An 11,957-nucleotide genomic window follows, 5' to 3' on the forward strand; every position below is an offset into this window, starting at 1 on the left:
GACCGCGACCGCCGCCTCCTTCCAAGCCGTCATCGCTCAGCGTCGCCGGTGCACCTCGTTCGTGTATTGGGTGTAAAGGCTCGGGTCGCGCTTGAAGACCTCGACGAACGCCTGGGCCTCGGTCAACCGGCCGCCGCTCGACTTGGCCAATTCCTTGGCCATTGAGCGCGCCTTCCGCTCCGCCCGCGACTTCCCGGCTGCCTCTGCCCCGTCGCCGTCATCCCTGTTCCCGCCGACGGCGTCGAGCACGTCAGACGCCATGTCCTTATCCCACTTGGCCACAAGTAGACAGCGAAACGTGGAGCACCCTCGATCCAGCGGCACCAATGTGCTGGTGGTTCATGAGCTTCTGATCGATGCGGCCAGCGCCTTGATCATCCCCAGGGTTTGCCCGAGTCGGGCTCCGACGGTCCTCGCAAAAGGCAGCATCTCATCCGTGAACACCCTCGTGCCGGACGTCATGGCGAGTGCGCCGAGGCACGCGGTGTCGTTGAGAATTGGGGCGATAAGCGCCGTCTGGTCCGACCGCTCGCTGGGACGTATGACCTCCTCTGGCATGGTGAAGGAGAAAATCAGAGCGGGCGTTTGCTCTTGGATCAAGCGATGGAGCACCTCAGCGTGGCCGAAGAAGTCGCCTATGGCCTGCTCGGCCGAATACGGAAACCCACAGTGCGCTCGGGGCAGAAGGGCCCCATCAGACCCGAGCAAGTAAATGATCCCCTTGGACACACCCACCGTATGCAGGATCCGGTCAAGTATCTCATCCAGGATCTCATCCACGGAGCCTTGCTTGAGCCCACCCAAGAAAGCCGAAAGAACGGCCATCTCAGCTTCTCGCCGCATCAATCGTTCCCGGATGTTCGCATTGAGATTCACTTGCCGATTGAGTTGCTGTCCAAGCCGTTGCGCGTAGCTCTCTCTCAGTTCGGACGTGAGGGCGGTCGCTGGCGGTGGTGTCATGCTCAGGGCGGCGGTCACGGCATTAATAATCGACTCGTACCCTGGTGACATCACCACCAACTCACTGGCTCCCACTTCACGCGCGAATTGACGGTCGGTGTCGTCGCCTAACGCTAAGGAGAAGAGCACCACCGGGACAGCGGCGAGCACAGGATCCTTTCGTATCGTCAGACAGAATTGAAAGCCGTCCATCTGCTGCAGCAAGATGTCGGCCAGGATCAGATCGGGCGGAGACTCACGGGCGTAGGCGAGCGCTTGGGTCACATCCGAGCAGTGTGCAACGGCGAACCCCGCGCGCACCAACCGGCCTTTGATCAGGTTGAGGATGATCGGATCCTGATCTACGACAAGGAGTCGTTGCCCCACTCCAACCCGTTCGTGGCTGTCCTTCGTCGGCAGGTAGGTTTCGATGGTCTCGAGGAGGAGCGCTGGCACGATCGGTTTGAAAAGGTAATCGGTGAACCCGACCTCGATGCTCCGCGCCTCTTCGAGCCTTGTCATGACCCCCGAATAGGCGATGACTGGCATCTCTGCGCCGCCTGGGAGGGTTCGAAGCTTCTGAATAACCTCAAATCCGTCGATGTCCGGAAGGGCCAGATCTAGAATGACGAGGTCGGGGTGATGTGCCATCTGCTTGAGAGCGGAGCGTCCGTCCCGAGCTTGAAGCACGGCGTACCCGGCCTTCTCCAACGCCACCCGGACGATTTTCAGACCATTGGGGTGGTCTTCAGCGACCAATACAGTATATGGTTTCTGATCGACAGACGGTTCGGGCGATGTACTTGAATACTGTCGCTCCAAGGCGAGGTCACCTCCCACGAGTTTCCGAGGACCAGTGAAAAATGTTTCGACTGGTCTACCTGTGGTCGGTCGTGCCGCCGAAGGTGGCAGCACCTCCCACCTCGTCCCCCAGCCATGTTCCCCCGGGCATGTAGCCCATGGGCCTGGGATGTTCAGGAGCCTCGTTTCTAGACGTGCTCCTTGACTAACCCCGTTGGTAACTCATATGAGTACCCGCGATAAGATCTCCTCAGACCTCAGCGAGCCTTCCCCGGCGCGAGCCGAGCCCCCTCAGCCGACGTCAGAAGGGGCTAAACCGTCAGCGGCACGCGCACCGTGAGCGATTCTCCCAGGTCAACAAGTGGAGGAATCGGGCTCCCCCAGCCAACGTTTTTGACCTGCGATCGACCCGAGTAGGGGAAAGATCCCTTCTAGTTTCCCCGTGATCTCGACCTCGAGGTGATCCCCGCAGGGGTGCAGCGTGACCTTGGTGTCGAGCGCGCTCAGGATCTGCTTGCCCCGCTCGATCTGATGATCGGCGAGCAGGGCGTCGAGATCCGTGAAGCGCTCTGCCACCAGCTCCGGCAGCTGGTCAAGCACGCGCGCGAGACGCTCGGGCACCCCGCTACTGTTCCCGCCGTCGGCGGCCGAGAGGGTCGCGAGGCGGCGCTCGGCATCCTCCAGCATCTCGAGCAGGGTCGAGGTCGCTTTCCCAAGGCGCACCGCCTGCTTCACGTGCTCGATCTCCCGCTCGATCCGGCGCCGCTCCTTGGTCCGGTTCTCGCTCCGCGTCTCCAGGGCGTGCCGGCGGGCGCGCTCCACGAGGGCCTCGCGCACCCGGTCGGTGATCGCACGAATTCGCTCCTCGGTGTAGAGGCGGGTGCGCAGCGCCCCGAGCACGGTCGCCTCCAACCGCCGGCGGGAGACGGCGAGCGAGTTCGAGCACCCGACGGGCCCGCGGCTCTTGAACGTGCCGCAGCGGTAGCTGTGCCGCGTCGTGATGATGTAGTTCCAGCCGCAGGTCGCGCACTTCACGAACCCGCTGAGGAGATAGCGGTGCTGCGCCGGGGCCATCGGTTTCCCGCCGATGCGGCACGCGGCCATGCGCGCGCGGGCGCGGTCCCAGAGGTCCTGCGGGACGATGCGCAGCTCGGGGGCATCGATCTCGACCCACTCGTCCGGCCGGCGGAGCTGGTAGGTCTCGCGCTTGGTCACGGGGTGCCGGAGCCAGCGCGTCTTGTTCCAGACGTGCTTGCCGACGTAGAGGGGGTTGTGCAGGATCCCCTTGCACAGGCTCCGGTGCGCGGTGATCGCGGTGAAGCCACACGTCGCGCACTGGCGGGTCGTCTTGCCCTGCCGGCGGGCGCCGGCGGGCGGGATCCCGTCCAGATTTAGCGCATGCGCGATCTCGCGGGCGGAGTGGGGGTGCCCGCCCTCGTCGCCGACATAGAGCCGGAAAATTCTCCTCACGACCTCGGCCTCCGGCTCGTGGATCACGCGCTTGTGCCCCACGACCTGGCCGCGGCCGTCCAGTACAGCCTCCGACCGGTAGCCGTAGGGTAATCCGCCCGCGCTGTAGCCGGCCCGCACGCGCCCCTCGAGGCCGCGCCAGGTCTTCTCGCCGAGGTCGCGGAGGAATTCCTCGTTCATGGCCGACTTGATCCCGTACAGCAGGCGGGAGCTCTTGCCGTTGGCCACGGTGTCGATGCCGTCGGCGCGCGCGACGAACTTGACGCCGAGGAAGTCGAGCATGCGCAGCGTGACCGTGGCGTCCGCGCTATCGCGGCTGAGGCGCGAGCTATCGTCGACCACGAGCACGTCGAACTCCCGGCGCGACGCCGCGGCCATCATCTCCCGAAACCCCACCCGCTGGTCCTCACCGAGGGCGCCGCTGAGCGCCTCGTCCTTCTAGGTCGACACGACCGTCCAGCCGCGCCGCTCGGCCTCAGCCTTGCACAGGCGGATCTGGTCCTCGATCGACGACGCCCGCTGGTTCTCGCTGGAGTACCTTGCGTAGATCGCCGCCCTCATTCTCCGCCCCCCCTTTTGTATGCTCCATGGCGGTTCGTCACCTCTTCGCGGCCAGCGCCCGTTGCGCAACATATTGTACCGTCGCTTCAGTTACTTGGAGCACAAAACTCGCGTCTTCACGCGAGGGCAGGGGTGGATGGCTCCCTGGGCGGGAAGTCACGTTGAAGAAGGCTTCAAGAAGTGATGCTAACGCATCGACGAACGCTGCCTCGTGCTGATTGAATATCCCCTGCTTCACCAACGCCTGTTTCCCTTTAGCAAAATTCGTTGTCCCTGTGATGGTGCGGATCAGGCTCTCGATGGCGTTCCTGCAATTGGTTTTGACGTCGCCCATCGCTTCGGCAGTACCCTCTTCGAAACGTCGCCTGGCGTTGGTGAGATAAGTGACGGCCTCGGTGATGCCCAACTTTGATGAGAGCTCGTGCAGCATGATGATGTCCCGTGTCAATCGCTGAGCAACTGCCTCGACGGCATCCCTTCTGATCTTCCCGGTCGCGTTGACTGCTGTTCGAGGAAACGCAATCAAAAAAGGATTCTGGAAGCCGAATTCGCGCTGCACCTCCCTCATGACGATCTGGGGGTCGACGTCCGATTGATTCCTGGCATCTTTGTATCTCAGGCTGGCGGTATCTCCCGATGCAGGATCGCCGACAATTACCACCACCATCGGTCCATACCATACGTAGCGATGATGGGGATGCTCCCACTGCAGTCTTGTCCTACTCAACCCATGAGACTTCAGCTGAGTCTGCGCAGCTTGGATGACCACATTCATAAAGTCTTCGAGCGCCTCCCGGTCGGGAGCGGGCAAATCACTATGGTCGTAAGCCATGCTGGGTCGCCACATACTATCACTCCAAGTCAATTTTCTAGTCGCGCAAGACGAGTATACCATACTCACCGAAGAGTATACAGGCGAACACGCTCACCGGTGTGTAGTATAATACGCTCATGAGACGACGCCGGAAGGACCCCCACGCAGTCGCGATGGCACGTAAGGCGGCGAAAGCTCGGATGGTGAAGATCCCGCCCGAGCGACGTGCGGAGATCGCAAGGCACGCGGTCATGATGCGCTGGAAACGGGCGAAAGCGGGGCGGGCGTAGGGGGGGCTGTAGAGCTCCCGCCTGCCTTGAGTGTACATTACTAGAAACTGAGTCCAGGAAAACACGCTTTGGATTCTTATGGGTGGGGGAGAAGCCTGGCAAATGGTCGTGCCAAGTACAGTAAGCGATTCAAGGGGGGCATCATCATGGACATCTCGCTCTTGATCCTTCGGCTCGTGATCGGGCTCTTCGTTGCCGGCCATGGCACGCAGAAGCTCTTCGGGTGGTTTGAAGGGCACGGGCTGAAGGGTACGGCGGGCTGGCTCGGATCGATGGGCCTTCGGCCCGCAGGCGTCTGGGCGTTCCTGGCCGGCCTCGCCGAGTTCGGCGGAGGCGTACTGTTCGCTCTTGGTCTCGCGAGCCCACTGGGCGCGCTCGGGATCAGTGCCGCCATGGTGGTCGCGATCACGGGGGTGCACTGGCCGAAGGTATGGGCGGCCAAGGGTGGCTTTGAACTCCCCTTGATCAACCTCGCGGTCGCGGCGGCGGTGGGGATCGCGGGACCCGGTGGGTTCTCCCTAGACCAGCAGTTCGGGACGGCCCTTCCAGGGCCGGCCGCGCGTGTGGTCACCGTGCTCGTGGTTCTCGGCTGGCTCGCTGTCTTGACGATGAAGGCCGTGCGACCGGCGACCAACAACCCTTCCCACTAAGCGATCGGCCGGTGACTCCTACCGCTGCCCGACCTAATGAGCCGCCCCTTTCCAAGTGCCCGACTAAAGATTGAGCGGGCATACTACCATCTGGACTGCCTTGAACAGAAGATCCGTTTGTTCTCCGCCAGCCCATCTTCCCGATGCTCTCCTCCCCCTCTCCGAAGCTTGCGAGGTCTCGGTTGGAGGTTCCGGAGGTAGAGTGGTGACCCTCTTTTCATGGAGGACGCCTCCTCCAGTGTTAACACTAGATCGAAACAGTACAACCCTAGAGTGTGATCCCCGCCCGCCCCAGGATGGAGCGGATGCGCGTGCGCTGCGCGTCTGCGATGGTCAAGCGTTCCCCGAAATCCTCCCCGATCGGCGTGGTTGCGTCGATGCCGACCTTGGTGACGGTGTGATCGCCGGGGTCTGAGGTGGGGTCAAGCACCGCACCCATCGCGCCGGGGATTAGGATGAGACCTTTCTCCGCCCGCGTCCGGGTCAGGACCGCCCAGATGACATCCGAGAGATTGAAGATGTCGACGTCGTCGTCGACGACGATCGCCCATTTCATATAATACTCCGTCCCGAACGTGCTCATCATCGCCTGCTGCGGCTGGCCTTCTGCGGTCTTTTTCATAGAGATGATCGCCATCAGCGCACCGACCCCGGCCGTCGGCACGTGGACGGCCCTTACATTGGGCAGGTTGCGGCGCAGGGCGTTTAGGATCTCCGCCTCGCGGCTGATGGAGCCCACGAGGATGTGGTCGGCCGCCGTTCCGGATGCGATGCTGTGAAACATCGCATCACGCCGCATCTGCACGCACTTCGCCACGAAGACGTTCTGCGTGCTGCGATGGGACGCATAACCGGTGAACTCGCCGAAGGGGCCTTCGGGTTCGCGCACCTCGTTCAAGATCTCCCCTTCGATCACGATCTCGGCACCCACAGGTACCTCGAGGTCCACCGTTCGGCAGCGGGCGACGCGATAGGGCGCGCCGAAGAGTCCGCCGATGATCTCGTATTTCCTCACTTGAGACGGATAATGGTAGGCCATCGAGCCCATGTAGTGGAGCGGATGGACGCCGAGGACGACTACAGCGGGAAGAGACCGGCCGCGGGCCTCTGCGCGGCGGTGGAACTCGTACATGCGCCGCCGGGAATGCAGCGAAACGCCCAACCGGTTCTTATCCTTCAGCATCAGCCGGTGGAAGCCGGTCGTGTCGACGCCGGTCTCGGGATCGCGCGCCACGATCTGGCCGGCCGTGATGTACGGTGCCGCGTCGACCGCGAAGTGCCGGGGGATGGGGAGCCGCGTCAGGTCGATGTCTTCCCCTTCCCACACCGCGTCGTGCCACGGCGCGCGGTCGACGAGCTCCACGGGCTGATAGTGCTGACAGCGCTCGCGATAGGCGGTCGCCACTTCGTCGGGCCGCACTCCCAGGGCCGCGGCGAGCAGCTTGCGATTGCCCGCGAGGTTTGTGACGACGGGCAGCGGCGAGCCCTCCACGTGCTCAAAGATCATCACCGGGCTTTTGCCGGCGCGCGCGAGCTCGAATACGGCCGAAGTGATGTCGAGATCTCGGCGTACCGGCGCGGAGATCCGCACGATCTCGTCGGGATAGTCGGACTCGACCATCTCGAGATACGCCCGCATGCTTTGATCGTCTGACGAACCCATCGTTCTTGGAAATCCCCTTACTTCAGGTTGTGAAGGTCCCGAACTGCGGGGCCGAAGGGCAACTTGGCGGCGCTAAGAGACTCGCTCATGACGAAGTTCGCGGTCCGCACGGCGGCGTAGTGGCCTGGAGGGAGGAGTGCGCGAGGCTCCGGAACAGTTTGTGCGTGCGGTATCAGCAGCGCCCGATCCCATTTCCCGCGGCTCCGCAATCTTCCGCTGGACCCTGACCTCCTCCTAAGTCCGGCCCGCACCAACACCTGGGCATACTCCCGAATTTCCATCTGTGGTTGAAGTCAAGACGAAGCAGGTGTTCGCCGACGGCTCATCACATCCTCTTCTTCTCGAGCGTCTGCAGTTGGCCGCCGAGTGACGTCCTTTAGACACTGCAGTCGGCACGAGACTCCTCCAAAAGTTGCACGCCACCCATGAGGGCCTCCGGCTGACCTCGTCACGTCCGCTCCGTCATCGAGAGGGAGGCCGGGTCAACGCTCGGCCACATAATTTGTGCTCCGGCCGTGGCCGGGTAGCCTCCGGATGCAGATCTTTTCATAATTTCTTCACGAGATTTTCACCGGGACCGTTTACCATGACTGTGGTGGTACTCGGACCAATCGGGACACCCGCGGGTCGCGTGATCGGGCGGATGCCGCGTATCCCAGCGCGAAAGGAGAAACACATGGGTTGCAAATGGAAGGGCTGGACGCGGTTACAGTGGCGGGACGGCGTGCCTGGACGCCGCGTGATTCCTCCGATGCTGGCGCTGTTGCTGGCGGCCTGGATACCCTTCGGCAGCGTGCTCTGGATGGCGCCCGTCCACGCGGCGGCGGCGGTTTCGGCCGCAGTAGGCGTCGAGCGGTTCGTGATTGATCCGTCGGCATCGGAGGCGCTCTACCACGTCGGCGAAACGTTCTTCAATAGGAACAACCAGTTCAAGGTCGCGGTCGGCACCACGCACGGGATCCAGGGCCAGATCCTGATCGATCGGGTCCATCCGTTGCAGAGCCGGATCGGGCCGATCAGTGTGGACATCAGTCAGCTCACTTCGGACAGCCGCCGGCGCGACCGGGAGATCCGAAGCCAGTGGCTCGAATCATCGCGATATCCGACCGCGGTGTTCACCCCGACCGCGATCGATGGACTCCCAGGCGCCTATGTGGATGGCCGCGCGATCCCTGTCAGGATTGCCGGAAGCCTCGAGGTCCATGGCGTTACCAAGCCGGTCCTCTTCGCGGGCACAGTCACGCTCAGCGGACAGACGCTGTCCGGTGACGCCACCGCGAGCGTTCTGATGACCGACTTCGGATTCGATCCGCCGTCCCTCCTGGGCTTTCTCCAGGCGCAGAACAAGGTGGAACTGGAGATCCAATTTACTGCGCACCCCGGGCAGTAGCAGACGCGCCTCCGGCGCACGCGCCGTGTGAGACAGAAGGGGCCGTCCTGGCAGCACGGTGGTCCTCATCGACGGCGATTGAGAGCGTCGCCGAGCCACTCATCTTCCCCGGAGAGGAGGGAGGCGAATGAGCGTGTATCCACAGGGCGGACAAATGTGTGTGTGCGGCGCCGAGTTGCAGCGGTTGGGGGAGGGGGAACATTTTGAGGTCCCGCTCACACACGCGACGCTCGAGCATAGGGCGGGGATTGAGGTGGAGGTATTTCGCTGCCCGACGTGTCGCCGAATTGAGTTTTTCCAAGTGGGAGGCGGACCAGAAGCCATCGTACGTTACGGCGGCTGAGCCGAGGCGGTCAAAGACTGTCGCCATCGTCGTCACTTCCGTCGGCTTCGTCGTGGTTGTCGCGGGGAGGGACGGCCGATAGCCGTGCCTTCATCACGGCTCCACTTCCAGTTAGCGCGGACTCCCGGTACCACGTTGCCGCTCCCACCGTCGGGGATCATGAGGATCGGGGTGCCGCTTCTCGCTCCAAGGAACGCCCCCGAGTAGCCGCCGAGGTCGCTGGCGACCATCTACCCGAGGGTCTCGGCCAATTGCCCGACCCAGCCGATGTCCCCCCCATGATAGTATGCAAGGCTGAGACGTCAGAGGGAGGAGGGCTAAAGCCGCGAGTGGCACGCGGACCCTGAGGGGGTCAAATGCCAGGAGAATAGCGCCACTGCGTCTAGCCGGGCGGCCAGCGGGGTACTCTCCCCAAGTGAAGGGGTGAGACGGAGGGCACGTTTGAGGTTTGGTGACGCGGAGGTCAAGGAGATGAGGAAGATCGTTTGGACGTGGTTGGCCATTACGCTGTGCTTGGCGGCCGTCCCCCTCGCCGCCCGGGCGCAGTCGATGGGTACATGTCTCGCGATTAGCAATACTTATGACGGGCAGGCCGTGTCCATTACCGTGGATGGCTGGGGGAGTGGCACGTGGGATTATGCCCCGTATGAGGGCATTTCGGGTTTGTCAGTCCACGGCGAACGGATTCACAGCGGTCTATCTAACGGGGCTTTCACCATCCACTGGACCGGGTCCCATACCGTGTCTTGGCAATGGGAAGGTGACTACACCGGTGAGAATGGCGGCGAATGTGCCGGGGAGTGGGTTGGATACATTCACTGAACTGAGAACAAGATTCTCAGTCCTGTGGCACGGCTGGGCGAATCGGGCTCACCCGGCCAAATATTGGCGGTCTATATGGATCCCACTTCCGGCAATCTAAGCGCAATCCCGGAGGGAGTCTTACAACAGGACATAAAGGTAGTTCGATCTTAATGCCTCAGTGCGTTTGAGACATGAGCTTCAGCCCTACCTCGCTACCCGTCGGTGCGTAGCGCTCGCGAAAACCATTCGAGGGACAACTGGATGCGCTCGAACAGGCGGCTTCCGTGTGTCCCGTCGTGCTCGACCGCCTCGTGCGCAATGCCGGCTGCGGCCAACGCCGCGCTTAGGATGCGGTGACCGTAGTGGAGGTCAAATTCGTCGCGGTACCCGACGTCCAGTCGAATGCCGCGCAGCTGGCGTAGCTGTTCGGTTCGGGACCGCCATGAGACTATCGGATCATAGCTGAGCCAGCGATCCCACAAGCCCTTGATGATCTGACCACTCGGGAACTCGATCGGCAAGTCGACGTAGAATGGGGGCTTGGTGACGTTCGGCGTATAACACGAAGCCAGCCCGTAGGCGAACCACGAGTCGAGGTTCCCGTTGATCGGCCCATTCGGCACCCCTGGATACACCGCGTTGTAGAATCGGTACAGCCAAGGTTTGTGCGTGAAGTCAAAATACGAATCGGCGGAGAGCAGCAGCATCGCCCCGAAAACGGTGGGGTTGCGGGAGCCGAGGTGCCACGCACCGAGCCCTCCGGACGAGATGCCGAAGACGCCGCGGCTGTCTCGTTCCGGTATCGTTCGATAGCGGCGATCCACGTAGGCTACGACGTCCTCAGTAACGTACCGCTCGAAGTTCCCGTTTACCGGAGAGTCCACCCACTGGCTGCATCCCCACCGGCTCCACCCATCCGGCATCGCCACGATCATCTCGGCCGCTCCGTGCCTTGTGATAGCCTCGCCGATGACGTCCTCGATGGATGGCCGAAAGCTGCCGCGCTCCACGAGCGGGCCGGCGATCCAGCTGGTCGCCCGCCGGCCGAAACCGTGGAGGAGATAGGCCACCGGGTAGCGGCGGCGTGAAGCACCGTACCCCGGGGGCAGATAGATGACGATATCTCGTCGGCTGGGGTCGCCGACCAGATTCCCGGCTAGGTGCTGGCTATCGATCTGTGAAACCTCGACCACGATGTTTGCCTCCTCCCGTTTGGTCCGATGAAGGACTTCGAGTCTGTGTATTGTGTGTATGGTATTCTGGATTCCCGGAGTCTTGACCCCGATATCTTCGCAGGCTGTTTGGACGCATTCACGTGCGGCGTGCCTCCGCATGACGAGTTTGCGATCGGTTTGGCGCAGTGGGTTGCCGCACTGGTCGAGATCCCCAATGACCAGGAAGCGGCGCTATTTCCGCGCGATCGCCAGTGGTTACTCCAGTGAACGGACCCGGAATAACATGATCAATACCGTGGTGCTCCCTCGGGGGGCGGCGGACTATGCCCTCCCGAGGTACTTCGCTTCTCGGATTTACCTAGCCCCTTGGCGGTTGGGAGGGTTATCCGTTCGCCATTTGTGTACAGTGTGGATGCAGTTCTCACAGTTGATCGCTCATTCTAAGTCCAATGGAGGTCGATGCCTGTTCCGCAGCGTGGCGAACCCAACCGAGTTTCCAGGAAGCGGACAAAGCCACTTCTCGCTCACGTCCAACCAGTGTCGCTCGATAACCCCCGCGAAAGGCACGATGTAGACTGATCCGGTCGAACTGCGAAAGGTCAGACGTTCTTCTGTAGACGGGGACCCCAAACAATTTGTAGATGTGAAAGACTTTTCGCTGCGTTTGATCGATGCCGACCCACACATTGGTCGTCAGGTGGATCAGTAGAAAGCAGACTGCAAACGAAGCCACTAAGAATCCCGCCACGATCGGCAAGCCACCAGAGGCCATTTGATCCAACGATCGAAAAACCGATGAGGTAAAGATTATGGGCATGAACATTGCCAATGATATAATCGTGCCCAACTCTCGTGTCACTTTATCGTAAATAGGATTTTCCACTCTAGTGCAATGTCCGAAATGTATTGATACTTAACGATGGCTGGTGTATGCTCCATGCATGAGCCGACCCGCCGCGCCCCTGACGGTCCTGGAGGCGCAACGTCGTGAGATTCACCGACACCTGCGCCAACGCACGCTGCCCATGGGACGAGCGCTCCGCCTGCGCGCCGTCTT

The 11,957-nt window shown here is 62.0% G+C and carries 9 protein-coding genes and 1 pseudogene; 2 read left to right on the forward strand and 8 right to left on the reverse strand.

Annotated elements, in window-relative coordinates:
• Window positions 1-36 precede the first annotated feature (36 nt).
• The 6 genes and pseudogenes from VKV57_06705 to VKV57_06730 form a co-directional block, all read right to left on the reverse strand.
• Entirely contained in the window at window positions 37-261 is a 225-nt protein-coding gene (locus VKV57_06705) for a hypothetical protein (protein HLW59603.1), read from the reverse strand.
• Window positions 262-339: 78 nt separating this feature from the next.
• Window positions 340-1,761, reverse strand: a complete 1,422-nt coding sequence (locus VKV57_06710; protein HLW59604.1) for a response regulator — start codon at window positions 1,759-1,761, stop codon at window positions 340-342.
• 333 nt (window positions 1,762-2,094) lie between these two features.
• On the reverse strand, window positions 2,095-2,844 hold the full coding sequence (locus VKV57_06715) for a zinc ribbon domain-containing protein (protein ID HLW59605.1): 750 nt from the start codon (window positions 2,842-2,844) through the stop codon (window positions 2,095-2,097).
• Between the two features lie 6 nt (window positions 2,845-2,850).
• Window positions 2,851-3,633: pseudogene (locus VKV57_06720) on the reverse strand (recombinase family protein).
• A 15-nt stretch (window positions 3,634-3,648) separates the two neighbouring features.
• Complete coding sequence (locus VKV57_06725) at window positions 3,649-3,771, reverse strand: recombinase family protein (protein ID HLW59606.1); 123 nt, start codon at window positions 3,769-3,771, stop codon at window positions 3,649-3,651.
• A gap of 37 nt (window positions 3,772-3,808) precedes the next feature.
• On the reverse strand, window positions 3,809-4,603 hold the full coding sequence (locus tag VKV57_06730; protein HLW59607.1) for a hypothetical protein: 795 nt from the start codon (window positions 4,601-4,603) through the stop codon (window positions 3,809-3,811).
• A 418-nt stretch (window positions 4,604-5,021) separates the two neighbouring features.
• Here VKV57_06730 and VKV57_06735 point away from each other — a divergent pair, with 418 nt between their 5' ends.
• Window positions 5,022-5,525, forward strand: coding sequence for a DoxX family protein (locus tag VKV57_06735; protein HLW59608.1), 504 nt, complete (start codon window positions 5,022-5,024; stop codon window positions 5,523-5,525).
• Window positions 5,526-5,793: 268 nt separating this feature from the next.
• Here the strand turns inward: VKV57_06735 and VKV57_06740 are convergent, their stop codons facing one another.
• Window positions 5,794-7,164, reverse strand: a complete 1,371-nt coding sequence (locus VKV57_06740) for a UbiD family decarboxylase (GenBank protein ID HLW59609.1) — start codon at window positions 7,162-7,164, stop codon at window positions 5,794-5,796.
• 775 nt (window positions 7,165-7,939) lie between these two features.
• Here VKV57_06740 and VKV57_06745 point away from each other — a divergent pair.
• Window positions 7,940-8,578 carry a YceI family protein gene (locus tag VKV57_06745; protein HLW59610.1) on the forward strand — a complete coding sequence of 213 codons (639 nt, stop codon included), beginning with the start codon at window positions 7,940-7,942 and terminating at the stop codon, window positions 8,576-8,578.
• A gap of 1,359 nt (window positions 8,579-9,937) precedes the next feature.
• Here the strand turns inward: VKV57_06745 and VKV57_06750 are convergent.
• Entirely contained in the window at window positions 9,938-10,918 is a 981-nt protein-coding gene (locus VKV57_06750; GenBank protein ID HLW59611.1) for an alpha/beta hydrolase-fold protein, read from the reverse strand.
• Window positions 10,919-11,957 lie beyond the last annotated feature (1,039 nt).

The sequence above is a fragment of the bacterium genome (assembly GCA_035307765.1).
Lineage (GTDB): Bacteria > Sysuimicrobiota > Sysuimicrobiia > Sysuimicrobiales > Segetimicrobiaceae > Segetimicrobium.

Excerpts from the sequence above, each read along its gene's own strand:
- VKV57_06705 (HLW59603.1), bottom strand. The coding sequence starts at position 261 with ATGGCGTCTGACGTGCTCGACGCCGTCGGCGGGAACAGGGATGACGGC.
- VKV57_06715 (HLW59605.1), bottom strand. The coding sequence starts at position 2,844 with ATGGCCGCGTGCCGCATCGGCGGGAAACCGATGGCCCCGGCGCAGCAC.
- VKV57_06725 (HLW59606.1), bottom strand. The coding sequence starts at position 3,771 with ATGAGGGCGGCGATCTACGCAAGGTACTCCAGCGAGAACCAGCGGGCG.
- VKV57_06730 (HLW59607.1), bottom strand. The coding sequence starts at position 4,603 with ATGGCTTACGACCATAGTGATTTGCCCGCTCCCGACCGGGAGGCGCTC.
- VKV57_06735 (HLW59608.1), top strand. The coding sequence starts at position 5,022 with ATGGACATCTCGCTCTTGATCCTTCGGCTCGTGATCGGGCTCTTCGTT.
- VKV57_06740 (HLW59609.1), bottom strand. The coding sequence starts at position 7,164 with ATGCGGGCGTATCTCGAGATGGTCGAGTCCGACTATCCCGACGAGATC.
- VKV57_06745 (HLW59610.1), top strand. The coding sequence starts at position 7,940 with ATGCTGGCGCTGTTGCTGGCGGCCTGGATACCCTTCGGCAGCGTGCTC.